Origin of the sequence: Salinicola peritrichatus (genome assembly GCF_003206715.1) — a bacterium.
Classification (GTDB): domain Bacteria; phylum Pseudomonadota; class Gammaproteobacteria; order Pseudomonadales; family Halomonadaceae; genus Salinicola; species Salinicola peritrichatus.
This window is the reverse complement of record NZ_PZJU01000029.1, coordinates 3,055-28,143: the sequence shown is the minus strand read 5'-3', so window position 1 is coordinate 28,143 and position 25,089 is coordinate 3,055. Positions and strand designations below refer to the sequence as shown.

The 25,089-nt window shown below is 63.7% G+C and carries 16 protein-coding genes; 4 read left to right on the top strand and 12 right to left on the bottom strand.

All coding sequences use genetic code 11. The features are described from left to right. Positions 1 to 21 precede the first annotated feature (21 nt). The 9 genes from glgX to DOM57_RS11595 form a co-directional block, all read right to left on the bottom strand. Positions 22 to 2,214, bottom strand: coding sequence for a glycogen debranching protein GlgX (gene glgX, locus DOM57_RS11635; RefSeq protein WP_110649360.1), 2,193 nt, complete (start codon positions 2,212 to 2,214; stop codon positions 22 to 24). 57 nt (positions 2,215 to 2,271) lie between these two features. After that, a complete protein-coding gene (locus tag DOM57_RS11630; RefSeq protein WP_204352951.1) occupies positions 2,272 to 2,727 on the bottom strand; it encodes a DUF2934 domain-containing protein in 456 nt (151 codons plus the stop codon). A 113-nt stretch (positions 2,728 to 2,840) separates the two neighbouring features. After that, positions 2,841 to 5,486: a malto-oligosyltrehalose synthase gene (gene treY / locus DOM57_RS11625; RefSeq protein ID WP_110649359.1), complete on the bottom strand. Its 2,646-nt coding sequence runs from the start codon at positions 5,484 to 5,486 to the stop codon at positions 2,841 to 2,843. A gap of 36 nt (positions 5,487 to 5,522) precedes the next feature. Further along, positions 5,523 to 7,682 (bottom strand): 4-alpha-glucanotransferase, encoded by a 2,160-nt coding sequence (gene malQ, locus DOM57_RS11620; protein ID WP_239496198.1) that lies wholly within the window; start codon positions 7,680 to 7,682, stop codon positions 5,523 to 5,525. Further along, entirely contained in the window at positions 7,679 to 9,583 is a 1,905-nt protein-coding gene (gene treZ / locus DOM57_RS11615; protein ID WP_110649358.1) for a malto-oligosyltrehalose trehalohydrolase, read from the bottom strand. The genes malQ and treZ overlap by 4 nt, the downstream gene beginning before the upstream one ends. Next, on the bottom strand, positions 9,580 to 10,926 hold the full coding sequence (locus DOM57_RS11610; protein ID WP_110649357.1) for an alpha amylase C-terminal domain-containing protein: 1,347 nt from the start codon (positions 10,924 to 10,926) through the stop codon (positions 9,580 to 9,582). Before DOM57_RS11610 ends, treZ begins: the two co-directional genes overlap by 4 nt. Continuing rightward, entirely contained in the window at positions 10,923 to 12,524 is a 1,602-nt protein-coding gene (glgA, locus tag DOM57_RS11605) for a glycogen synthase GlgA (protein ID WP_110649356.1), read from the bottom strand. The genes DOM57_RS11610 and glgA overlap by 4 nt, the downstream gene beginning before the upstream one ends. Before the next feature lie 345 nt (positions 12,525 to 12,869). After that, positions 12,870 to 16,055, bottom strand: coding sequence for an efflux RND transporter permease subunit (locus DOM57_RS11600; RefSeq protein WP_110649355.1), 3,186 nt, complete (start codon positions 16,053 to 16,055; stop codon positions 12,870 to 12,872). Next, positions 16,055 to 17,341 (bottom strand): efflux RND transporter periplasmic adaptor subunit, encoded by a 1,287-nt coding sequence (locus DOM57_RS11595; RefSeq protein WP_239496197.1) that lies wholly within the window; start codon positions 17,339 to 17,341, stop codon positions 16,055 to 16,057. Before DOM57_RS11595 ends, DOM57_RS11600 begins: the two co-directional genes overlap by 1 nt. A 176-nt stretch (positions 17,342 to 17,517) precedes the next feature. Here DOM57_RS11595 and DOM57_RS11590 point away from each other — a divergent pair, with 176 nt between their 5' ends. Both DOM57_RS11590 and DOM57_RS11585 read left to right on the top strand, forming a co-directional pair. After that, positions 17,518 to 18,132 (top strand): TetR family transcriptional regulator, encoded by a 615-nt coding sequence (locus DOM57_RS11590; RefSeq protein ID WP_110649353.1) that lies wholly within the window; start codon positions 17,518 to 17,520, stop codon positions 18,130 to 18,132. Between the two features lie 124 nt (positions 18,133 to 18,256). Next, positions 18,257 to 19,213 carry an SMP-30/gluconolactonase/LRE family protein gene (locus DOM57_RS11585; protein ID WP_110649352.1) on the top strand — a complete coding sequence of 319 codons (957 nt, stop codon included), beginning with the start codon at positions 18,257 to 18,259 and terminating at the stop codon, positions 19,211 to 19,213. A gap of 16 nt (positions 19,214 to 19,229) precedes the next feature. On the opposite strand, the gene DOM57_RS11580 is transcribed toward DOM57_RS11585, so the two are convergent. The 3 genes from DOM57_RS11580 to DOM57_RS11570 form a co-directional block, all read right to left on the bottom strand. After that, a complete protein-coding gene (locus DOM57_RS11580) occupies positions 19,230 to 20,072 on the bottom strand; it encodes a fructosamine kinase family protein (protein ID WP_420820226.1) in 843 nt (280 codons plus the stop codon). Then, a complete protein-coding gene (locus tag DOM57_RS11575) occupies positions 20,035 to 21,894 on the bottom strand; it encodes a monovalent cation:proton antiporter-2 (CPA2) family protein (protein WP_110649351.1) in 1,860 nt (619 codons plus the stop codon). The genes DOM57_RS11580 and DOM57_RS11575 overlap by 38 nt, the downstream gene beginning before the upstream one ends. A 92-nt stretch (positions 21,895 to 21,986) precedes the next feature. Further along, on the bottom strand, positions 21,987 to 23,150 hold the full coding sequence (locus tag DOM57_RS11570; protein WP_110649350.1) for a GNAT family N-acetyltransferase: 1,164 nt from the start codon (positions 23,148 to 23,150) through the stop codon (positions 21,987 to 21,989). Between the two features lie 440 nt (positions 23,151 to 23,590). Here DOM57_RS11570 and DOM57_RS11565 point away from each other — a divergent pair, with 440 nt between their 5' ends. Beyond that, on the top strand, positions 23,591 to 23,854 hold the full coding sequence (locus DOM57_RS11565) for a DUF4190 domain-containing protein (RefSeq protein WP_239496195.1): 264 nt from the start codon (positions 23,591 to 23,593) through the stop codon (positions 23,852 to 23,854). Between the two features lie 72 nt (positions 23,855 to 23,926). Next, on the top strand, positions 23,927 to 25,089 hold a 1,163-nt coding region (pncB, locus tag DOM57_RS11560; protein WP_110649480.1), incomplete at its 3' end, for a nicotinate phosphoribosyltransferase.

Genomic DNA, 25,089 nt, shown 5'->3' with positions numbered 1-25,089 from the left:
CGGAACTTCGATTCTGGCCACTCAGGCATGCAATGCGCCATCACCATCCTCCACCAGTTCGAACAGTGCCAGACTGCGACTCTTGACGACGTATTCACTGCCCATCGGGCAGTGCACGTCTCCCGCCGTGGGATCGAAGGTCTCGACCCGGCGTACCCACTCGTTGCCTCCCGGCACCTCCGGCAGTATGAAGGTGATATCTGCCTCGCTCGCGTTGAGCGCCAACAGCACGGTGACGTCCTCGCCGAAGCGACAGATTCCCGTTGGCTGCGCGTGACCATTGAGTACCACACCGATCGCTCGCGCCGTATCGTCGTGCCAGTCGGCTACCGTCATCTCTTCAGCGGCCGGTGTCAGCCAGGTTACATCCTTGATTCCCAGACGTTCGTTGAGCTCGCCGGTCATGAAACGACCGCGCTCGAGAATCGGATACTGTCGCCGCAGTCGAATCAACTGGCGGGTAAACACCAACAATCCCTTCCCTTCCTCGGAGAGTCCCCAGTCCAACCAACCGATTTCGCTATCCTGACAATAGGCGTTGTTGTTGCCCCCTTGAGTGCGCGCGAACTCGTCACCGGCCAACACCATCGGCGTGCCTTGGGAGAGAATCAGCGTCGCCAATAGATTGCGCATCTGGCGCATGCGCAACTCGCGAATCTCTGCATCGTCGGTCTCGCCCTCGATGCCGTGATTCCAGGAGACATTGTCGTCATGGCCGTCGCGGTTGTCTTCGCCGTTGGCCTCGTTGTGCTTGTCGTTGTAGCTGACCAGGTCGCGCAAGGTGAATCCATCGTGGGCGGTGATGAAGTTGATCGAGGAAAACGCCTTTCGGCCACGGTGGTTGAACAGATCCGCCGATGCCGTGAGCCGGTTGGCAAAGGCCGGCAGCTTGCCCTTGTCTCCACGCCAGAAACCACGCATATCGTCGCGAAAGCGATCGTTCCACTCCGCCCAGCCGGGCGGGAAACGCCCTACCTGGTAGCCGCCGGGACCAAGATCCCAGGGCTCGGCGATCAGCTTGCATTGCGACAACAGCGGATCCTGGCGACAGGAATCGAGGAAGCCGCAGCCCTCGTCGAAACCGTCGTCCTCGCGGCCGAGAATCGTCGCCAGGTCGAAGCGGAAACCGTCTACGCGCATCTCGCCGGCCCAGTAGCGCAGCGAGTCGGTGACCAGCTGCAGAACCCGGGGATGCGACAGGTTGAGGGTATTGCCGGTACCAGTATCGTTGACGTAGAAGCGTACGTCGTCCGGAATCAGACGGTAGTATGAGGCGTTATCGATGCCGCGCAGGGAAAGCGTCGGCCCCATCTCGTTACCCTCGGCGGTGTGGTTGTAGACCACGTCGAGCAGCACCTCGATGCCGGAGGCGTGGTAGCGCGCCACCATCTGCTTGAATTCGCTGATGTCGTTGGTCGCCATGTAACGCGGATGTGGAACGAAGAACGCCAGAGTGTTATAGCCCCAGTAGTTGTGCAGCCCTTTCTCCTGGAGATGGCGATCGTCAACGAAGGAGTGGATTGGCATCAACTCCAGCGACGAGATACCGAGGTCCTTGAGATAGTCGATGATCTCCGGCACTGCCAGCCCGGAAAACGTGCCGCGCAACTCCTCCGGCACCGCCGGATGGCGCATGGTATAGCCGCGCACGTGAGTCTCGTAGATCACGGTGTCGCTCCAGGGCACCAGGATTTCGCTGGAGCGCCCCCAGGTGAAGGCGGGGTCGATCACTCGGCAGCGCGGCATGAACGGCGCGCTGTTGCGATCGTCGAAGCTGAGATCGCCATCCTCGTGGCCGATGGTGTAGCCATAGAGGGCATCGTCCCAGATCAATTCCCCCACCAGTTGCTTGGCATAGGGATCGATCAGCAGCTTGTTGGGATTGAAGCGGTGGCCCGAATCGGGGTCGTAGGGACCATGAACCCGGTAGCCGTATAACTGTCCGGGCCGGGCATCCGGGAGATAGCCGTGCCATATCTCGTCGGTATACTCCGGCAAAGGGATGCGTTCGATCTCCTCTTCGCCACTCTCGTCGAACAGGCAGAGCTCGACCCGGGTCGCGTTGGCCGAAAACAGTGCGAAATTGACCCCCAATCCGTCCCAGGTCGCTCCCAATGGATAGGGCAGCCCTTCCCGAACTCGTGAGCGCAGTACCAAGCCACCCTGCACCGCAGGGCCAATGTTCGCCTCACCGCTCCAGCGCATATCGCTCATATTTCCTGTCCTCGGAGATCGGGTGCATCCGGTTCGACATCGTGTTCGCAAGGGCAGCTACTCGGATTTCTTGCCGCCACTGTCGGACTTGCGCGCCTTGGCCGTCGGCTTCTTTTTCGGTGCTGCCGAACCCGTAGCCGAGCTGCCTTTCGCGGCTCGAGGCGTGGCAGCGGCAGCCTTTTTGCGTGGGCGCGGCTTGCCGCCCTTCGGACTGGGATGCACCTCGACCCCGGTGTCCTCCTCCTTCAGCGCCTCGACCTCGGGATCGTCCAGCGGCAGACGCGGCTCGTCGATGCCCAATTCGTCAGGTTCCGCGGTTGGCTCCTCGCCCGCCAGTGGGGACGGCTCATCGGCGGCCTCGCGCCACTCCTGTTCCTCCTCACGAGCGTTCTCGGCCTCGACGATCCGTTCCGCCATCGTCCAGTGACGCCCTTCCTGTCCATCGGGGTAACCTTCCGATTCCCAAATGCGATAGGCCAGCATCCGCACGCGTTGTTCACGACTGGTCATCATGACATCCTCCTTTCACTCTTTCGTTGCGTGGCGAGGTCATCCCTGGCCCCCGGCTCGATGTATGACTGACACCGATCCGATATCATCGACGCATACCTTCCAAAGTAGCGCCTTCATGCGGTCCATACCCATACACCGCAAGGAAAATCCGACAAATGTCGCGCTAAAACCAGCTCACCTTTCTCATCCGCCGGCAGGTCGGTCAGCCAGGCTGCACCGACACCCTGCAGCGCGAGTGCCCCGAGCTCCAGCGAGGTGTTGCCCCACTGCAATGGCAACCCTGTCTTCGAAGCGAACAGTGCCCGTGAAAGTCGCGGGACGGCCACCACCAGTTTGGCCTGCGGCGTTCTTCGGGCGAAGGCCAGGACATGTTCCGACCGTGCGCCGACAGCCTTCAACGGTCGGTAGTCCCCCTCGTCGAACAGCCGTGGATGCTCGTACCGCAACCGCAGCAAGCGCTGGATGAGCGCCTGTTTGACGGCCCCATCGCGCCAATGTCGCCACGCCAGCGTGGGCGACTCGCCGCACGCCAGCGTGTCGCGACGCACGGCCATGTCCACGGGGCGGCGATTGTCCGGGTCGACCAGCGACTGATCCCAGAGCTCGGCTCCCTGATAGAGGTCCGGTATGCCGGGCGAACACAGGCGCAGTGTCGTCTGTGCAAGGCCGTTGATCGCGCCGGGAACATCGAGCAGCGCCGCCGCCCCCGCCAGCTCGCGGGTGATCTCGTCACCGGACAGCGCGCGCCGGATGGCATCCTCGCCGGCCTGCTCGTAGGCGCTATCCGGGGCCAGCCAGTGACTCTCCAGCTTGGCCTCGCGCATCGCCTTTTGCTGCCACGCGACGAGGCGGTCGGCAAAGGCATCCAGCTGCTGGCGGCTTTCGATGTCGAGATCCAGGGGCCAGGCCGCCAGCATCAGTTGCAGCAGCATCAGTCGATCGCCGCCGCTGGGTTGGCGGTCACCGTCGTAGAGGCGCTCGTCGTTCGCCCAGCCACGCAGCTGCGGCGTCAGCGCGGCCGTCAGCTCGCTGATCGCCGCGAGCCGCGTACGCACGTCCTCGCCCCGCTTGTGATCGTGGGTCGCGGTGGTCAGCATGCCGAGAGGGAAATGCGCCCGGCGTTCGCGGTTGTCGTCGTGCAGGCGTTCGGGCGGGTAAGCGAAGTGCGCCCCTTCGCAACCGACGTCGTTGCGCGAGAGCAGCACGGCCGAGCGATAGCCGGCGGTATCCTCCACCGCCTTGGCCGCCAGTGGCGAGGTCAGTTGCTGGAACCGCGCGATGGCGCGCAAGCGCAACGCACATTCGGCGTCGTCGAACCTGGCCGGCGCCCGATCGCCGAGCCAGTCAGCCAGTGTGGTCAGCCAGTCGGCGTCCGCCGCCGAGAGTTCGCGCCGGGCCGTCGACAGCGCGTGGGCGAAATTCTTGCCATCGGCAGGCGGGCGGCCATCGCGATCGGCGTAACTGCGATAGACCGGATAGGCGACCGCCAGCGCCCCTAGCACCCGGCGAATGGCCGGCGCGCGAAACTCCCGCGTCGCCGGATCGCGCATCGCCAGGGCCTCGAGCGCGCTGACGCAGCGTTCGAACTCGGCGGTCAGCGGGCCATGCAGCATGTCGCGGCGCGCGGTACGCACCTCGGTCGCGAAGTCCGTCGTCCTACCGCTGACTTCCCGCCATAGCCGCGCCAGCGGCTCCCGCCCGCTGGGGTCGTGCTGAATGCCGGAGACCCGGTCGAGGAATTCGTAGCCGGTGGTGCCATCGACGCCCCAATCGTCGTGCAACGCCTCGTTGCCGCCGAGAATCTTCTCGACGTAGATCGGCAAGTGAACCGGCTCGTCGAACCGCCGTGCGATGGCGTCCAGACGCGAGCGCAGGCGCAGGCAGTAGCCACGGGGGTCGGCCAGGCCGTCGACGTGATCGATCCGCAGGCCGTCGATCCAGCCGCGCTCGACCAGCCCCAGGATGCAGGCATGGCAGAGATCGAACACGCTCTCGTCTTCGACCCGTACGCCGGCGAGTTCGGTAATGTCGAAGAAGCGTCGCCAGTTGAGCACATCGTTGGCGGTGCGCCAATACGCGAGCCGGTAGGCCTGGCGTTCGAGCAGTGCGTGCAGCCGCTCCCGCCCGGCGCCGGTGGCGGGATCGTGGTGTGCGATCGCCGCGGCGATGACCGGGTTTTCGCTATCGGCAGCCGGCGCCAGCGCGGAGACCGGTGTCGAAAGACTCTCCACGTTGTGTGCCGGATCGATGGGAAAACGGTGCTCGTGGTAGGCGACCGTGAAATGCCCAGCACCGGCTTCCCAGGTCAGCCTCAGCTCGCCGTTTTCGAGCACACGGACGTAACGATCGCCGAGGAACGGCAGCAACAGCTTGCCGTCGGCGCCGGGCTGCTCCCAGTCGATGTCGAAGCAATGGGCATATTCGCTCGCCCGGCCGCGTGCGAGGAGATCCTGCCACCAGGGATTCTCGGCACCGACGGCCAGGTGATTGGGCACGATATCGGCGATGATTCCCATTCCGCGGGCGTGAAGGGCCTGGACCAACGCTTCCAGCCCCGCTTCCTCGCCGAGTTCCGGATCGATGCGCGTGGGATCGACGCCGTCATAGCCGTGGCTGGAGCCGCGACGCGAGGCGAGGATCGGCGACAGGTAGAAGTGGCTGACACCCAAGGCGGCGTAATAATCGACCTGGCGGCGAGCGTCGTCGAAGGTGAAGCCGGCGTGCAATTGCAGGCGAACGGTGGCTCGGATTTCTTTCACAACCTTTCACCTCCGCTCATGGCTGTGCGTCCTGACTCATGACTTGCCACCCCAGCTCGAGGCTGCCCGTCGAGTGGCCGCAATTCGCTCGAGCCGCCGGCGTACGGCCGATTGCGCCAGCAGTTGCGACACCGGTATCGGTAACCGCTGGCGCCAGTTGGGATGCTCGTCGAGCGTACCGGGCAGATTGGGCTGCTCCTCGAGCCCCAGAATGTCCTCCAGCGGCAGTAGCGCCAACGGCGTCGGCGTCGAAGCGACGAAGGCGAGCACGGCATCGACGACGTCCTCGACGTCGAGCGCATCGCCGCTGATGCCATCGTCATCGGCAACGACATCCAGTCCGCAGACCTCGGCCAGGCGCCGACGATCCCGGCGCCGCGACTCATTGAGCCCGGCCGGCGTTTCATCCGCCGTCAGCAGATCGAGTCGCTGACGCCAGCGCAGGTCGTTTCCCCGCCACCAGCCGGCGACCGTGGGCAGATCGTGAGTGCTGGTGGTCGCCAGCGTGGCGCGCCGCCAGCGCGCGGCGGGCAGAAACGCTTCGCCGTCGCGCTCGAACCACATCACGCTCATGCCGAGCACGCCACGACTGGCCAGTTGCTCGCGCAGGCCGTCCTCGACGGTGCCGAGATCCTCGCCGATCACGATGGCGCGATGACGCCAGGATTCGAGCGCGACCAAGCGCAGCATGTCGTCGAGGGGATAACGCAGATAGGCGCCTTCCTCGGCGGATTTCCCCTGCGGCACCAGCCACAGCCTCGAGAATCCCAGGATATGATCGATGCGCAAGCCGCCGGCGTGGGCGAAACCGGCACGCAGCATCGCCAGGAAACCGCGATATCCCGACTCCACCAGGCCCAACGGCGAAAAGGCGGCGACGCCCCAGTTCTGGCCTTTGGCATTGAACGCATCGGGCGGCGCACCGACGCTGAACTGCGTCAATAGTTCCTGCGGGAAACTCCAGGCCTGGCTGCCGCGGGGATCGACGCCCACGGCAAGGTCGGCGATCAGGCCGATCCTCATGCCGGCCTCCCGCGCGTGGGTCTGCACGTTGCCGAGCCCCGCCGCCATCAGCCACTGCAGAAAGGCGGCGAAGGTGACCGCTTCCCGGTGCTGTTCGGCGAACGCCTCGACCTCGGCGCTATGCGGATCGCGCCACGCCTCCGGCCATTGCCGCCAGTCGATCTCGTCGGCATGCGCCTGCAACACTTCGAAACGGCAGTGGCGCTCCAGTGCTTCGCCGCCATCGCGGCGAAAGGCGACGAAGCGGGAGCGCCAGGCCAGTGCGCTGTCGTCTCGCTGCACGTGCAGGAACAGACGCTCCAGCATCGACAGCTTGAGACGCACGCTGGCCGGCCAGTCGATCAGCGTCTGCTGCCCCTGAAGCGCCATCGCATCCACAAACGGCTCCCGCGCGCGCGCGAGGGTTTCGGCGTCGAACAGGCACTCCGGCGCGGCATGCCAGACGTTGTAGAACAGGCGGCTCGATGGCGAATAGGGACTGAAATGCTTAGGACTGGCACCGAACAGGGCATGCATGGGACTGATGGCGACGGCATCGGCCCCCGCCTCGGCCAGCGTCAGGCACAGCTCGTCGAGTGCCTGGAGATCGCCGATGCCGGCGTCGCCCTCGCGCCGCAGCCCGTATAGCTGCGCCGAGACGCCCCACAGGCGGGTGGATTGTGCTCTGGTGGCTGGCGGCCCGTCGCCGCCGAGGTCGGACGGCGAAAAGCAGCGCTCGGGCGCGACGGCGAGCGTGCGGGTGGCGCACTCGTCGCCGCGCTCGCTCAGCAGCGTCAGGCTATGGTAACCGCAGGTCTCGAGCGGCGGCAGGCAACCCCAGTCATCGAGATGGCCATCCAGCGTCTCGCCATTTTCGAGGTGCAGCGTGAAACTCATGCCAGCCGCCCCCTCGGCCGGTATCGAGTAGGCGATGTCCCGGTCGGCGATCAGCAGCGGCGGCAACTGCTGGCATGTATAGGGTCCGGCACGCTCACGCCATCGCGCCAGGCTTTCCGCGGCCTGGGCCTCATCGGCGGCCGGCCAGCCGAGCCGTTCGAGCATGGCACGCTGACGCTCGACGGGCAGTGTCTTTGGCTGGCCGTCGCTCCCCGTCCATTCCAACAGCAGGCCGACGGCTTCGGCCAGCTCCTGCAGCACGGCAATCCCTTCTTCGGTCATGGCAGAGCCGCTCATCGTGGCGTCGCTCCCGCTGTGGCTGTGGTGGAGGTCACGGTCGGAGACGGAGACATGGATAGGGGCGTGATCCAGACGGCGGCGCTGCGGGGCGGCAACTCGCCGGCCGCCAGTGCCTCGAGCACGCCGTCGCGGGAACCGACCCTAAGTTCGGTCTGAAACGTGGTCCGCTCGGATACCGTCAGGGGCACCGCGTCGTCGGAGAGGTTGATCGCGATGTTCAAGGTCGCGCCGTCGCCCAGGGACCAGCGGGCCTCGACGGCGCTGTCGGCCAGCACCACGGCCCGCAAGGCACGCGCACCGGCCAACCGGGGCACGATCTGCTCGTGCCGGAGCGTCAGCCACTGGCGAAAACGCTCGCGGTGCGTCCGATGCCGTGGCGCGGCGGCTTCCGCGTCGTCGAGGACCGAGGCCTCGAAGGTCGCCGGCGCGTTGGGATCGGGAATCCGTTCGCGCTGGGCCGGATCCTTGAACGCACCGAACTCGGCGAATTCGCGCCGGCGCCCTTCGCGTACGGCGTCGGCAAGCTCGTCGCGATGATCGGTGAAGAACAGGAATGGCCGCTTCGATCCCCACTCCTCGCCCATGAACAGCAGCGGAATGTTGGGCGACAGCAGCAGCAGCAGCGTGGCGGCATCCAGCGCCTCGGGATCGGCGAGTCGACTCAGCCGCTCGCCCAGCGCGCGATTGCCGATCTGGTCGTGGTTCTGCAGGAAATTGACGAAGGCGGTCGGTGGCAGATGGCCGCTCGGCTCGCCGCGCGCCTCGCCCTTGCGCGACGGCTGGCCCTGGAAAATGAATCCTTCGGCCAACACCGTGGCCAGCTTGTCGGTCGCCCGTTCGACGAAGTCGCCGTAGTAGCCGTCGCGCTCGCCGGTCAGCAGCACGTGCATCACGTTGTGCCAATCGTCCGCCCACTGCGCATCGAAGCCAGCCGGACCCAGCAGGCTGGCTTGATTGTGTTCGTTCTCCAGAATCAGGTGGCAATGGCGCCAGCTTCCCACCCGCTCGCGCAGGGTCTGCCCCAGCTCGACCAGGAAGTCGCGCTCGCTGATCGCGTGTACGGCATCGAAGCGCAGCCCATCGAAACGGTATTCGAGCAGCCACATCAGGGCATTGTCGATGAAGAAGCGACGCACCTGCGGCCGGCGGAAATCGATTGCCCCGCCCCATGGCGTCTCGATGTCGTCGCGAAAGAAAGCCTCGGCATAGCGGGGCAGGAAATTGCCGTCGGGGCCGAAGTGGTTGTAGACCACGTCGAGGAAGATCATCAGGCCGTGGCCGTGCACCGTGTCGATGAGTGCCTTGAGCTCGTCCGGCGCGCCGTAATAGGACGCAACGGCATAGGGCTGAACGCCGTCGTAGCCCCAGTTGCGACGACCGGGACATTCGGCGATCGGCATCAGTTCGATGGCGGTGATACCCAATTCGACGAGCGCCGGCAGTCGCCGGATCAGCCCCCCGATGCCGCCGCAGGCACCCAGGTGGACTTCGTAGACGACCGTCTCGATCCAGGGCCGCCCGCGCCACGCTTCATGGCGCCAGACGTAGCGTTGGGGATCGACCACCAGGGAATTGCCGTCGACGCCGCCCTGCAACGCCTTCGATGCGGGATCCGGCACCGCCAGCCCCTGCTCGTCGCCCGCGACGAAAACCCGGTAGCGGTACGCGGTACCACCGGGACAGGCGATCTCAGCGACGAAATCCCCATCGTCGGCGCGCATCATGGCCTGCGCGGGCATGCCCTCGCACTCCAGATCGACACGCTCGGCACTCGGCGCCCACAAACGGAAGCGGGTACGCCCATCCGCCCCGAGTGAGGCGCCATACCGAGGAGCATGGCTCGGCACGCAGCCGGGCTCGCCGGGGCGGTTCTCGGGCGGCGTCCGGGAAGCGCTCATGGTGAATCCCCGTACCAGACTTCGTGGCGCAGAAAGAGCGTGGCCATGGGCGGCACCGTCAGCGTCAGCGACTGAGGCCAGGCATGACTGGGCACCGGCGCGGTCATCACGCTATGCCCGTTGCCGACGTTGCTGCCCGCGTAGAAGACGCTGTCGCTGTTGAAGATTTCGCGCCAACGTCCCGCTGCCGGAACGCCCAGGCGATACCCGTGGTGGACCCGGGCCTGGAAGTTGCTGATACAGATGAGACTGGCGTGACCGCTTTCGGCGAGGCGTATGAAGACCACCACGCTATTGTCGCTGTCGTCTGCGACCAGCCACTGGAAGCCGTGACGTTCATCGTCGCGAACTTGCAGCGCCGGCTCGTTGACGTAGAGTCGGTTGAGATCGGCGACCTGCCGCAACAGGCCGGCGTGCTGGCTCTCGAACAGCAGCGGCCAGCGCATCGACTCCTCGAACGGCTCGGCCAGAACCTGGCCGAGTTCGATCCCCATCGCCAGCCATTTGTCGCCCGGCAGTGCCCACATGAGGGCGAGCAAGGCCCGCAGCGCCGCGAATCGCTGCCAGCCATCGCCGTCAACCGGCAACCGCCACTGCCCGATCGCCGCCAGCCCGCGAGGCATGAGATCGAGCACGCCCCGGTCCGTCTCGACCGGTGTCAATGCATGAACCCAGTCCGCATGGATCAGGGAGCGCTCCGCCGGTGACGAGGCGAGATAGCGCGGATACATCTCATTCCAGCGCGGACGGCAGGAGAGCACCACCGCTGTGTCGAGGTCACCATTGACGAACAGCCGGCACCGGACCGGAGTACCGCTATCATTGTGCTCTTCGATACCATCGATATGGCAACGACCGCAGCAGTCGATCAGCGACGGATCGGTGGCGGCCCGCCGTGCATGGGCCGCGACCACGACGCCGACACCCGCGACATGGCAGGTCTCGACGAACCGACAGATAACGGCGAAGGGCTGCGCGAGCAACGCGTCATCGAGCGCGATATGGGTGAAGCCCAGATCGGCGACATAGGGCACGAGTTCCTGGGCCAGCTGGTTCCAGTCCAATGGCTGGGTGAACCGGGAGTGAAACCAGTCGGCGGCATCGAGCCGGTAGAGCGACAGCGGCATTTCCCCGGTATGGCGTGCGTCGCGCGCCCGCATCCAGTCACCGTCATCCCATGACCAGGTGCGTCCGCCATCCGCGTCACTGTCTCCCGGCATCGCGCTCGACATCGCCGCGGCCTCCATGGAGAACATCCGCCGGAGGCCGTCCAGGCTTACCCGACCCGGCGGTTGCCATGCCTTGGACAGCGGACGGTTGGCAGCGGCCTGCGGCGCGTTCATCGTGATTCGACGACATCGCCAGCCCGGATCGTCGTCTCCGTTAGTAGGTCCGCATAAAGCCGGCGATAGGGTATGACCGCCTGACGCCAGTGCAAACGTCCCGCCATGGCCGCCCGTCGCATGGCGTAAAACAGGTCCGTGGCATGAAAGAGATCGAAGGCTCTCAGCACGGTGGCGCGATAGCTATCGAGACTCATGTCGTCGAATAGCAAGCCGTTGATGCCGTCCTGAATGGTATCCGCCAGGCCACCGGTACGATGCGCCACCGGCAGCGAGCCGAAGCGCTGGGCGTAAAGCTGGCTGAGCCCGCACGGCTCGAAGCGCGAAGGCATCAGCAGGAAATCGCTGCCGGCATAGATCTGGCGCGCTTCCCCCTCGTCGAAGCCGATATTCACCCCCACATGCCCCGGATAGCGAGCCGCCATCTCGACCAGGGATTGCTCGATCGCATATTCGCCCCGGCCGATGACCACCAGCTGCCCACCGGCGTGAACGATGGTTTCGGCAACCTCGGCGGTGAGATCGAGCCCCTTTTGGGCGACCAGCCGCGACACCACGGCAAACAGCGGACCGCTGCTGGGATCGAGGCCGAACATTCGCCGCACCCGTTGCGTGTTGGCGCGCTTGCCATGCCAATCGTTGATACCGAAATTCGGCGCCAGATGGGGATCGTTGCGCGGGTCCCAGCGGTCATCGATGCCGTTGAGCAAGCCACTCAGACGCCCCTCGAGAGCACGCCTCTTGAGCAGCCCCTCGAGGCCGCAACCGAAAGCCGGCGTGGTGATCTCGTCGGCGTAATTGTTGCTTACCGTAGTGATATGGGAGGCATAGGAGAGACCGGCTTTCATGAAGGAGAGCTGGCCGTGAAATTCGACACCGTCAATTTGGAATGCCGACGGAGGAATGCCGAGGGCCGTCATTCGCTCGGCGGGGAACACCCCCTGATAAGCCAGGTTATGGATGGTATAGACCGACGGCACGTAGCGCCGCCCCAACCAGCGCATATAACCGGCTGCCAGCCCGGTCGCCCAGTCGTTGAGATGCAGCAGATCGACCTGCCAGTCGAGCAGGGTCGCGTCATTGACGATCTCGGCGGCCGCCATCGCCAGACGCGCAAAGCGGATATCGTTGTCGGGCCAGCCCACCCCCAGTTCGTCACCGTAGGCGTTACCATCCCGGTCGTAGAGCTCCGGACAGAGCACGACGTAGACAATCAGGCCATCCTCGCAGAGAAGACGCCCAATCTCGCAGGCGGGCAGATCATACCGCGCCGGCAACTTGGCCACACTGACGATGGGACGTCCCGCCGTCAGTAATTGGCGATAACCGGGCATCAGCACCCGAACGTCGTAATTGGGTTTGAGGGCGCGCGGCAGTGCAGCGGAGACGTCTCCCAGCCCACCGGCCTTGATGAAGTCGGCAATTTCAGTGGTCACGAACAGCACCCGCCGCCGAATCGACGGTGCGGCGGGCCTCAGGCGGGGCAGCACGCTATCCGCATCTCGCCGCGACAAACCCGGCGCGGCAACGAAATGATCACGTCCACCGCGTTTCTCGGTGGTATGAACCTGTCTTCCCTGGACCGCGGCATACGTCATGTTCAGCCCCCTGAACGTTCGGTATCGATCTTGATTGGCCGGTACCGAATCATGATCCTGTGCTCGGACAGGATACAGCCGCCATAACTGATGTTAATCAAGACGATTGACACCGGCTACGAACGTGCTGTCGAAATCCTGAAAGGCAATTCGGGGTGGGATATGCTCCACGCACAGCGAGTCACCCGCAGAAACACTTTTCTAGAAGATATATGCATGGTCACCGGATCGTCAAAGCGCCTTTTTCATGCCAGCCCGGGGCGCGTAGGGGCCACAACGAAAAAAGGCAACCCCGACCCGGGGTTGCCTCAAGATCACCACGAAAGTGGTCAGATTGTCGCACCATCAGTGGGATTCGGCGTTCTCCTCCGTGTGATGCGAGGCACGACGGAACTTCGACTGCAGCCACAGGGTGATGCGCATGATCAATACGTAGGTTGCCGGCACGAACACCGTCGCCAGCAACGTGATCGAGATCATCCCCCCCACCACCGGGGTACCGATCTGATTGCGGCTGGCCGCACTGGCCCCGGTGGCAAGCGCCAACGGCAGCGTACCGCCGACGAAGGCCAGCGAGGTCATGACGATAGGACGGAAACGCTGGCGAGCGGCGATCTTCGCCGCATCGACCACCGACAGTCCCGCATGCTTGCGCTGCTGTTCGGCGAACTCGACGATCAGGATGGCGTTCTTCGCCGCCAGGCCGACCACCACCAGCAAGCCCACCTGCAAGTAGACACTGGTGCTCAAGCCAGCCAGGTAGACCGCCAGGATAGCGCCGACGAAGGCGAACGGCACGGCGGAAACCACCGCCAGCGGCAAGGTCCAGCTTTCGTACTGCGCAGCCAGAATCAGGAACATCATGATGACGCCGAACGACAGTGCCAGCGTCGCCGCCGTGCCCACATTGACCTGCTGGTAGGCTTCACCGCTCCAGCCCATCGAGTAGTTGACACCCAGGGTATCGGCAACCACTTCCTGCATCGCCGCCACGGCCTGACCCGAACTGTAGCCGGGCGCCGGACCACCTGAGAACTGCGCCGCCGGATAGGTGTTGTAGCGTTGCAGCACCGTCGGCGCCTTGCCTCGCGTCAACGTGACCAGCTCGGAGAGCGGAACGCGCTGCCCGTCACCGCCGCGTACATAGACCTTGCTCAGATCTTCGGGATTACGACGAAAATCGTCTTCGGACTGGAGATAGACCTGGAAGTTGCGGCTCGAGCGAGTGAAGTAGTTGACGAAAGAACTACCGAACGTGCTCGCCATGGTCGTATTCAGGTCGCTGATATCCACGCCGAGACTACGCGCCTTCTCGATATCCACTTTGGCCCGGTAGACCGGCACATTGACATCGAGCGACGAGAACACCCCGGAGAGCTCCGGCCGCTCCGCCGCGGCCTGCATCACCTTGCCGGCGGCATCCGCGAGCTGCTGCGACGTGTCGCCGCCGAAAGCCTGCAGGTAACCGGTGAAGCCACCGGTGGGAGACAGGCCCTGTATCGGCGGCAGGTTGAAGGCAACCGTCTGCCCGCCCTGGATCTGACCACCGATCTGCATGATCTTCTGCGTCAGCTGATCCACCGTGATATCGCGATCTTCCCATGGTTTCATGGTGACGAAGACCGTGCCCTTGGAGGTATTGGGCGAGCTAGACAGGATGTCGAAACCGGGTATCCCGACCACGTAATTGATCCCCGGGACGGCATCTCGAAGCCGCTGACTCAACTCCTGCACATAGGCGTCGGTCCGTGCCACCGAGGATCCTGCCGGCAGGCTGACGGAGGCCAGAGCCACCCCCTGGTCTTCGGAAGGCAGGAGCGCCGCCGGCAACTGGGCGAAGATCATCCAGGAGAAGACCCCGGCGGCAACCAACCCGACCAGCACCAGCCACAGCTGATGAATGATGAAGTTGGTGATCGCCATGAACAGGTCGGTAATCTTGTCGAAGAGCTTGTTGAACCAGTCGAACGGCTTGCGAATGACACGCACGAACCCGGACTGCTTCATGCGATCCTGATGCTTCAGGAAGATCGCACTGATCGCCGGCGTGAACGACAGCGCCACGATCGCGGAGATGGCCACCGAGATCGCGATGGTGATCGCGAACTGCTGGTACATCTGCCCCGTCAGGCCGCTCATGAAGCCAACCGGCACGAACACCGCCGACATGATGAAGGCGGTGGCGATGACCGCGCCGGAAACTTCCTTCATCGCCTCGAGACTGGCGCTGAATGGTGTCGCCTCCTCGTCTTCCTCCATGATGCGCTCGACGTTCTCTATGACCACGATCGCGTCGTCCACGACGATACCGATCGCCAGGATCATGCCGAAAAGCGAAAGCAGGTTGATCGAGAAATCGAGCAGGTACATGCCGGCAAAGGTACCTACTACCGAGATCGGCACTACCGACATCGCCACCAGCGTCGAGCGCCAGCTCTGCAGGAACACGAACACGATCACCGCGACGAGCAGCAGCGCCTCGATGAAGGTTTGTTCCACCGATTCGATGGAAGCATCGATGAACAGCGTGGTGTCATAGGGAATCTCGTAACTCAGGCCCGGCGGGAAGCGCGTCTTGAGATCCGCCATCGACGCCTTCACCTCGGCCGCCACGTCGAGCGCGTTGGCGCCTGGCTGCAGATAGATGGCGATCGGCGCGATCGGGCTGTTGTTGACGTACCCCTGAATGCCGTAGCTGTTCTTGCCCAGTTCGATCCGCGCGACATCGCTCAAGCGCAACGAGGAGCCGTCCGGGTTGGTGCGCAGCACGATATCCCGGAACTGATCGACGTTCTCGTAACGACCCTCGGTCGTGATGGTGTAGGTGTAGGGCGTGGGGTTGCTCTGTGGTTCGGCACCCAGCTTGCCTGCGGCAACTACCGAGTTCTGGGCCTGAATCGCCGACGATACCTCTGCCGGTGTCAGGTCGTACTGCGCCAGCTTGTCCGGGTTGAGCCAGACGCGCATGGCGAATTCCTGGCTGCCCAGCACTTCCGCCTGCCCGACACCCGGCAATTGCTTGAGCGTATCGGTGATGTTGATGTTGGCGTAGTTGGTCAGGTAGAGCGAATCGTAGGCATCGCTGCCCCCTTCCGCAGTCACCGCGACGAACAGCAGCACGCTCGACGAGCGTTGCTCGACCGTGACCCCCTGGGACTGCACTTCGCTCGGCAACTGCGACAGCGCCTGTTGCACGCGGTTGTTGACGTTGATCTGTGCCGTCTGAGGATCGGTGCCGATGTTGAAATAGACGCTCATCGACATCTGACCGCTATCGGAACTGCTCGAGGTCAGATAGATCATGTCCTCGGTGCCGTTGATCTCCTGCGCCAGCACGGCGGCGACCGTATCGGAAACCGTCTGCGCACTGGCTCCCGGATAGGTCGCGGAAACGCTGATCGTCGGCGGCACGACCGAAGGATACTGCTCGATGGGCAGCGTACGCATCGCCATCAAGCCGATCAGTGTAATGATGACCGAGACGACGGTCGCGAATATAGGCCGCCTGATGAAAACGCTGGAAAAATTCATCAGTTGGCTCCGTTCTGTCCGCCGTTCGCCTTTTGCGCATCACGCTGGGCGCCCGCGACGCCTTCGCCACCTTGTGCGTCGGGCTCCTGGGAGGGGTTTTCACCAGCGTTGTTCTGCGGCTTGGGCACCTTGCCAGTGAACGGCTGCGCATCGATCTGATCGCCGGGGGAAATACTGCCGATTCCCGACACGACGACTCGGTCTCCGGGGTTCAGCCCCTCGGTGATGATCTGCCAGTCACCGGCGATCTCGCCGAGGGAAACGAAACGCGCCTCGGCCTTGCCGTCGCCATCCACGACATAGACCTGCGGCCCCTTGAGGCCTTCGGTCACCGCGATCGTCGGCACGGCATAGACGTCGTAACGTTTTACGTTGGGCAGCGTGACGCGTACGAACTGGCCCGGCAGGAAGAGCTGATCGTCGTTGTCGAAAACCGCCTCGGCCTGCACCGTACTGGTCGCCTCATCGACCCGCGAGCCGAGGAAGTCGAGCTTGCCGGTCAGCTTGAGCGCCTCGCGGGAGGCACTCTCGGTACCCGGCGCGGTGAGCACGGCCACGTCGGCTTCGTCATCGCCCTGCTGACGCTGGCGACGCAGCGAGAAGGCGTCATCGGCTGGCAGAGAGAAGCGCACCTCGATCGGATTCAGCGGCGTGATGGTCGCCAGCTCCTGGGGCGGTTGTACCAGATTGCCGACGTTGACCTCGCTGAGACTGATCATGCCGCTGACCGGCGCCTTGACCTCGGTGTAGCCGAGATCGATCTTGGCGCTATCCAGCGCGGCCTTGGCCTGCGCCAGCGATGCCTGGGCGGCACGATAATCGGCCTGGGCCTGATCGCGCTGCTGCTGGCTCACGGAGTTATTTTTGTAGAGACGCTCATAGCGGCTGGCATCACGCTGGGCACGATAGACTTCCGCCTTGGCGCTCTGCACGTCCGCCTGGCGCTGCTTGACGGTCGCTTCATAAGGCGCCTGCTCGATGGTGAAGAGCTTGTCGCCCTTCTCGACCATGCTGCCCTCGCGGTAATGACGCGCTTCGAGAATGCCCTCGACACGCCCCATCACGGTCACTTCGCGATCGCTGCGGACTTGGCCGGGATAGGTTTTGGAGAGCGCGACATCGTGCGCCTCGACCGTCATTACCTCGGCCTTGGTAGGTGGCTTTTGTTGTTGCCCTCCGCCTTGTTGAGCACTTTGCTGATCGTCCCCGCCACAGCCGGCCAGTGCCAATGACAGCAACAACGCCCCACCGAAGCCGAGGGTGTAATTCATGAGATTAGGGCGCATGAGTCTCCGTCCTGGAAGAAAGAATGCCTAGGGTAATCCAGCGAGCTTACAGGCATACATACATGAATGTAAACTTGCAGGGAAATTGGTATGCTTCGCCAACGGCAGCTTGAACCACATCATAAGAAATGCCGGCCCAACGTCTCGCACTCCACTCATCTGTCGACGACAACATCATGCCCAAACGTACCAAAGCCGAAGCCGAGGCTACCCGCGAAGCGCTGCTCGACGCTGCCGAGGTCATCTTCCTCGAGCGCGGTGTATCGCGCACTTCGCTCGAGCAGATCGCGCGCCAGGCTGGGATGACACGAGGCGCCGTTTACTGGCATTTCAAGAACAAATCCGACTTGTTCCACGCCATGCTGGAACGGGTCAAGATGCCACTGCGGCAGCTACTGGACGATGTCGAAGATCCCGAACGTCCCAATGAACCTCTAGAAAGCCTGCGCCGGGCCACTCTCCATGTGGTCGAAAGACTGCAGCGCCCCCGTTCCCGCCGGGTTCACACCATTTTATTTCATCGCTGCGAGGTGGCCAGTGACGTCGATGTACTCAACCTGCACGAGAAACTGGCCAACGAGTGCTATGACACCATGGTCGAACGCTTCGAACAGGCCCGGGAACGGGGCACCTTGACGGAGAGTGTCGAGCCGGAGATTGCCACGCGGATGCTGATGTCAATGTTGGTCGGCCTGATGTACGACTGGCTACGCAATCCAGAAAGTTACGATATCGGGGACGTGGGGCCGCGCATGATCAACACCTTTTTCGGACGCCTCGTTCACGTTTGAAGCCTCCTTCCTCACCGCATTCCGTCGCCTCCCCTCCAACGGAGGCGGCCTCGCCGTTCGTCGCAATGACAGCCGTCTCCGCAGAGACAAGACTGTGGCAGTCTCTAGTTCTGAAGGTGGCCGCATGCATCACCCCGACTGGTTCATCGTCGACGATTCCCGTTTCAGGTCACTGATTCTGCCCAACGCCCGACTCGAACGACTCTGGAGCGAAGGACGCTGGTGCGAAGGGCCGGCCTATTTCGCCGCCGGGCGTTACCTGTTGTGGTCCGATATCCCCAATGACCGCATCTTGCGCTTCGACGACAACGACGACCACGTATCGGTTTTCCGTCAACCCGCCGGCTTCAGCAACGGCCACAGCGTCGACCGCGAAGGTCGTCTGATCAGCTGCGAACATGGCACGCGCAGCGTCACGCGTACCGAACACAACGGACGCATCACCACGCTAGCCGAGGCTTTCGACGGTTGCCGATTCAATTCGCCCAATGACGTCACGGTCAAATCCGACGGCTCGATCTGGTTTACCGATCCCAGCTACGGTATCGACAGCGACTACGAGGGCGGACTGCGCGATTCGGAAATGGGTTGCCACGTCTACTGCTTGCGCCCCGATGGCCGGCTGATTCGCGTCGCCGATGATTTCGAGAAGCCCAACAGCCTGGCCTTCTCTCCCGACGAGTCCTGGCTCTATGTCTCGGATACCGGCGCGACACACCGGGACGGCGGCCCCCGGCACATTCGTCGCTTTCGGGTCGAGGAGGATCATCGCCTCAGCGGCGGCGAGGTTTTCGCGATCTCGGACTGCGGGCTGTTCGACGGCTTTCGCTTCGATATCGCGGGCAATCTGTGGACCAGCGCCGGCGATGGCGTCCACTGCTACGCCCCGGACGGCACGCGCCTCGGACGCATCGCGGTTCCCGAAACGGTCGCCAACGTCTGTTTCGGCGGACCGGCGCGCAATCGGCTGTTCATTTGCGCCTCGACGTCACTCTACGCGATCTTCCTCGATACGCGTGGCCATCATGTTCTGGGCGAGGCGGTGTCGCCGTCCGCCGTGCGTACGCCGACGACACGCTGAATGCGGCAGTTCCGCCTCAGCCGGCCATGACGCGATCCACGGCCCGGGCCACGCCGCTGCGGTAGGCAGCGCCGAACAGATAGAGATGATTGAGCAGCGGATAGAGCTGGAACAGCGCTTCGCGCCGCTCCCAATCCTTGGGGCACTGGCCGTCCCAGTAGGCCTCGAAGAAGGCGTCGTCCGGACCGCCGAACAGCGTCAGCATGGCGACGTCGACATCCGCATAGTGGCGATAGACCGCCGGATCGATCAGCGCCGGGCCACGCGGGGTAAACAGCACATTGCCCGACCACAGATCGCCGTGGACCAGACTCGGCGCGGCATCGTCCAGCCAGCTCTCCAGCCCATCGGCAATGCGTTCGACGCGCTCGGCCAGGGTCGCATCCAGCAGGCCACGCTCGCGGCAACGCCTGGTCAGCGGCAACAGACGCCGCTCGCGCTGGAATGCCCGGCCGCCTGCCAGCGGTGCGTTGGGCTGCGGGGTCAGTCCGCAGGCGTTGTCGCGTGGCCAGCCGTGCTGCGCCTGCGGATCCCGTGTGTGCTGATGCAACCGACGCAGTCCCTCGCCCAGACTCGCGCCGTCGCGTCGCCCGCCGCTGTCGAGCGCCTGCATCACCAACAGATCGTCATCCACCGCCACTACACGCGGCACGATCAGGCCATTGGCGGCATCGGCGAGTGCCTGGAGCCCCTCTGCCTCGCCGCGGATTCGCTCGGGCGTATCCTGCTTCACGATCATCGGCTCGGCGCCATCGACACGCCACACGCCTGCGCCGCTGTCACCGCCCGATAAGCGCGCCATTCCTCCCTCGCAACGAAGATCAAGTCTGGCGAGTCGTTGCTGCAGCATCCGTGTCATCGCGCGTCTCCTCGCTGTCGTCATCGTTGGCCGCGGCGCCATCGGGATCGGCTGCCTTCGGCCGGCCGCGATCGAGCTCTTGCTGAAACAGCGACTTGAACTCCTGCATGGCGGCTTTTTCGGTCGCCATCAACCGCTCGCTGTCGTTGCGATGCGTATAGGAATCTTTAAGCAATTGGTTGTCGAAGTCGCGAAAGGTACGCACCGCGTTGATGGCGTTCGAGCTCGGATAACCCATGCCCTTGAGCACCTCGACGCTCATCTCCATGCTCGACGCGAAGGTCTCCCGCACCACCGCGTCGACGCCGATCTCCATCAGTTTCCAGGCGTGATGGCGATTGCGCGCCCGCACGTAGACCTTGAGATGCGGGAAATGCGTCTTGGCCAGACGCGCAATGGTCAGCGCGGCGTTCTCGCCGTCGACCGCGATCACCAGCAGTTGCGCCTTATCGATGCCGGCGGAGCGCAGCAGATCGAGGCGGGCGGCATCGGCATAGAAAATGCGCGAACCGAAGCGGCGGATGAACTCGACCTGGGCGATATTGGGATCGAGTGCGGTAAAACTGATGCCCTGCATCTTCAGGACACGCCCGACCATCTGCCCGAAACGCCCGAGACCGGCAATGATCACCGGCGGCGTCTCGTCGCCGAAGTCGGTGTCGAACGGCTGCGTCTCCTTCATGCGGGTACCGAGCTTCTCTCCCAGTTGATAGAGAAACGGCGTCGCCGCCATGCTGAGGGTCACCGCGGCGATACACAGACTGGCGATGCGTTGGTCGATCACGCCGGCGGCCACGGCGGCGGTCAACAGTACGAAGTCGAACTCCCCGCCCTGTGAGATGATCGTCGCCAGCCGCGGAATCTCGGTGTGCGGCAGCCGGATCAGCCACCCGATACCCGCCAGCACCAGGGTCTTGGCCAGAACCATCGCCACCGCCAGCGCCACCACCAGCAATAGGTTGTCGAATACCAGGGAGAGGTTCACCGACATGCCGACGGCAATGAAGAACAGCCCCAGCAGCAGCCCCTTGAACGGCTCGATGTTGGCTTCCAGTTCGTGCCGGTAGGGCGTATCCGCCAGCATCACGCCGCCGAGGAAGGCCCCGAGTGCCATCGACAGCCCGGCCCAGTCCATCACCAGCGCCATGCCCAATACCAGGAACAGCGCCGCGGCGGTGAATATCTCGTGCACGTCGCTACGTGCGATCAGCGCCAGCACGCGAGGGAATACCAGGCGACCGAAGACGATGGCAGCGATCACCACGCCAATGCTGCGGGCGATGAGCCAACCGTCGCCGGGCGCGGCGTCGGCACGCCCAGCCAGAAACGGCAGCAGCGCCAGCAGCGGTATCACCGCCAGATCCTGAAACAGCAGAATGGAGAACGCGCTCTGACCGTGCGGCGTCGCCAGTTGACGGCGTTCGTTGAGTACCTGCAGGGCGAAGGCGGTCGAAGATAGCGCCAGGGTCAGGCCCAGGAAGATGGTGATGCTGATGGGCAGGTCCAGCAGCAGGCCAACCGGCATCAACAGCGCCGCGCAGCCTGCCATCTGCAGGGAACCGAGGCCGAACAGACGCTTGCGCATCGACCACAGCCGCTTCGGTTCGAGCTCGAGCCCGATGATGAACAGCAGCATGACCACGCCGAACTCGGAGAAATGGAGCACCGACTCGGGTTCGGAGATGAAGCCGCTGACCGACGGCCCCGCCAGCAGGCCGATGCACAGATAGCCCAGTATCGAGCCCAGCCCCAGACGTTGAAACAGCGGTACCGCGATGATCGCCGCGCCCAACAAGACGGCGGTTTCAGTGAGAAAATCCATCGAGTTCCTGTCCTTGTTGCGGCAAACCTCGCCACCTGGTGTGGCTTGGTCTCAGCATACCATCCGCACCGCGACGCCGGGCACGTATGGCGTTACCGGGGATCGCCCGGTTGCGGCGTGACATCCTTGAACGGCAGGCGCGACCGGCACTGTGCGAAGTAGGCTTGAACGTAAGCCCGTTCCTCACGACAGAAATCCCCGACGGCGTCACGAAACCCGGCATGCTCGAGATAGTGCAGCGAGCGGCTGATGACCGGTGCAAAACCCCGCGTCAGCTTGTGCTCGCCCTGGGTTCCGGGATCGAAGTACGCAAGCCCTCGCGCGAGACAGTGCTCGATACCCTGGTAGTAGCAAGTCTCGAAGTGCAGAAAGTCGGCCGCCACCTCGCTGCCCCAGTAGCGGCCATAGAGCGTTTCGCGCCCTTCAAAGCATAAGGCCGCCGCCACCGCCCGCCCTTCGATACTGGCTCTGACCAGCAGCATGGCGTCCGCTAGCGTATCGCGCAGCCGAGTGAAGAATTCGAGATTGAGATAGGGTCGCTGACCACGTTCGAGATACGTCATGCAGTAGCAGCGATAGAATTGCGCCAGTGCCTCGTCGTCGATCGCCTCACCGCTCAGCCGCTCGAAGACGAATCCCTGCTCGGCGAGCTTGCGCCGCTCGCGCCGGATCTCCTTGCGCTTGCGTGAACTCATCCGCGCCAGAAAACCCTCGAAGTCGACGTATCCCTCGTCCCGCCAGGCGAACTGGACGGCCTGGCGCTCCATCAACGGCGCCCCGAAAGCCGCCTTCCAGTCAGCGACCTCCCCGGCTTCGGCAAACAGCAGGTGCCAGCTTTGCAGGCCGCTGTCGCGTAGCACCGGCGACAGCACCGCGATCGCCTCGCGGCGATCCACTGAGTCGACCACTGCCAGACGCGGCCCGGCGGCCGGTGTGAAGGGGATCGACGACAGCGATTTGGGATAGTAGTCCCCGCCGGCACGTTCCCAGGCGTCCGCCCACGACCAGTCGAAAACGTATTCGCCACGCGAATGATACTTGGCGTAACGCGGCAGCACCGTCACCGGCTGGTCGTCGCGGTAGACGATCAGATGATCGGGCTCCCAACCGGTTTCGGTCGTCGCGCAGCCACACGTCTCGAGCGCGAAGAGAAACTCATGGCGCAAGAACGGATAGCGATCGCCGACGACCCGGTTCCAGGTCTCGGGGGTAACGGCGGCGAGACTGCCGATGTTCTCGACCCGCAATTCCATCATTCATCCTCCCTTGGGGAAACGCTGCATAAATGTCTGCGCAGGCGAATCGCTGCGTTACGCGGTGCTGGAGCGCCAGCCCGGTCGAATCCTCACCTATACCNNGCTCCGGTTGCTGCGCTCCGGGCGCCTTGCGCTTCATCCTGCTCGCCGATTTATTCAGCATTTCCCTTGCGCCTGCTATACGTAGCCCGAAGCCATCTCAATTCTGCTTTTGATCTTTCTTACAGCTTACGGCTTATAGCTCCGAGCGAAGCTCGGTGTGACCTTTCTTACAGCTTCCAGCTTACGGCTTATAACTCCCGGCGCAGCCGGGTCAGCCCGTAGCCCGCATGTTGAAAACTTCGAGGGCGAACGGCAAGCGTGCGATACTCCGGTCCACAGCCACCGTCCAAACGATAAACGCCACGATGCCTCATACATCGTCTTCGCCGACACCGCCCGTGCCGCAAGGCCCCATCAATCTCATGGCGCTGGCCGCCTTCGCGCTGAGCGTGCTCGGTACGCTGGTGCCGCCGGCCGCCCTGGGCGGCGTAGTGTGCGGTCATCTGGCCCGGCGCCAGATTCGTCGCCGGCGGGAATCGGGCGACAGCTGGGCACTGGCCGGGCTCATTCTTGGCTACCTCTTGATTCTGCTGTCATTGGCCGGGCTTTTGCTGTTCGGCGGCTTTGTCGCGACAATGTTCAGCATCATGGCTTTCATGTAGCCGGCTTTTGGCACATCGGCCACCGCCGGTTACGCTATCCACGGATTCCGCTCACGCTGATGGCGAGACTTCATGCTGACTTCGCTGCTCGATAACGATTTCTACAAGATCACGATGCAGAACGCCGTGATCAAGCGCTTTCCCTACGCCCAGGCACGCTACGCATTCATCAATCGTGGCGAGCACGAATTTCCCGAGGGCTTCGGCGAGGCCTTGCGTCGCGAGGTCGACGCCATGGCCGCGCTCACCTTGAGCGAAGAGGAGAAGCACTATCTGGAGCGGACCTGTCCCTACCTGGATCCGACCTACCTCGATTTTCTCGCCGGTTTCCGCTACGACCCGACCGAGGTCATCATCAAGCAAGAGGGCAACGCGCTCTCGGTCACCATAGAGGGACTGTGGTACCGCACCATCCTGTGGGAAGTGCCGCTGATGGCATTGATCAGCGAACTCTGGTATCGCCTGCGTCATGTCGAGCGCGACGACGATGCCGCGGTCGAAGCCCGGACCCGCGACAAGATCGAGCACTATCAGCGCCTGGGCCTGAAGATCGCCGAATTCGGCACTCGGCGACGCTTCTCGTTCGACGTTCACGACCTCGTCGTCGGTGCGCTGCATCATCATGGCGGCGAGGCTTTCAGCGGCACCAGCAACGTGTTGCTGGCGATGCGTCACGGGGTCAAGCCGATCGGCACCCATGCCCACGAATGGTTCATGTTCCACGGCGCCCGTTTCGGCTTCAAGATGGCCAACAGCCTGGCGCTGGAGCACTGGGTCGACGTCTATCGTGGCGATCTCGGTATCGCCCTGACCGACACCTTCACCAGCCGCGCTTTCTTCGAAAGTTTCGACAAGAAATTCGCCAAGCTCTTCGACGGCGTGCGTCACGACAGCGCCGATCCGATCGATTTCGCCGCGGCGACCATCGCCCATTACGAGCGTCTCGGCATAGATCCGCGCAGCAAGACCATCATCTTCTCCGACGCCCTGACACCGGAGAAGGTCGAGCGTATCCACGCCTTCTGCCAGGGCCGGATCGGCATGGCCTTCGGCATTGGCACCAACTTCACCAATGATGTCGGCGTCATGCCCATGAACATGGTGATCAAGATGGTCGAAGCGCGGCCGGAAGGCCAACACTGGCTGCCGGTGGTCAAGCTCTCGGACGTGCCCGACAAGCACACCGGCGATCCCGAGATGATCTCGCTGGCCAAACGCGTGCTGGCGTTGAGCCG

Excerpts from the sequence above, each read along its gene's own strand:
- DOM57_RS11630 (WP_204352951.1), bottom strand. The coding sequence starts at position 2,727 with ATGATGACCAGTCGTGAACAACGCGTGCGGATGCTGGCCTATCGCATT.
- DOM57_RS11580 (WP_420820226.1), bottom strand. The coding sequence starts at position 20,072 with ATGACACGGATGCTGCAGCAACGACTCGCCAGACTTGATCTTCGTTGC.
- treZ (WP_110649358.1), bottom strand. The coding sequence starts at position 9,583 with ATGAGCGCTTCCCGGACGCCGCCCGAGAACCGCCCCGGCGAGCCCGGC.
- DOM57_RS11575 (WP_110649351.1), bottom strand. The coding sequence starts at position 21,894 with ATGGATTTTCTCACTGAAACCGCCGTCTTGTTGGGCGCGGCGATCATC.
- DOM57_RS11585 (WP_110649352.1), top strand. The coding sequence starts at position 18,257 with ATGCATCACCCCGACTGGTTCATCGTCGACGATTCCCGTTTCAGGTCA.
- glgA (WP_110649356.1), bottom strand. The coding sequence starts at position 12,524 with ATGACGTATGCCGCGGTCCAGGGAAGACAGGTTCATACCACCGAGAAA.
- DOM57_RS11610 (WP_110649357.1), bottom strand. The coding sequence starts at position 10,926 with ATGAACGCGCCGCAGGCCGCTGCCAACCGTCCGCTGTCCAAGGCATGG.
- malQ (WP_239496198.1), bottom strand. The coding sequence starts at position 7,682 with ATGAGCGGCTCTGCCATGACCGAAGAAGGGATTGCCGTGCTGCAGGAG.
- DOM57_RS11570 (WP_110649350.1), bottom strand. The coding sequence starts at position 23,150 with ATGATGGAATTGCGGGTCGAGAACATCGGCAGTCTCGCCGCCGTTACC.
- glgX (WP_110649360.1), bottom strand. The coding sequence starts at position 2,214 with ATGAGCGATATGCGCTGGAGCGGTGAGGCGAACATTGGCCCTGCGGTG.
- DOM57_RS11600 (WP_110649355.1), bottom strand. The coding sequence starts at position 16,055 with ATGAATTTTTCCAGCGTTTTCATCAGGCGGCCTATATTCGCGACCGTC.
- DOM57_RS11590 (WP_110649353.1), top strand. The coding sequence starts at position 17,518 with ATGCCCAAACGTACCAAAGCCGAAGCCGAGGCTACCCGCGAAGCGCTG.
- DOM57_RS11595 (WP_239496197.1), bottom strand. The coding sequence starts at position 17,341 with ATGCGCCCTAATCTCATGAATTACACCCTCGGCTTCGGTGGGGCGTTG.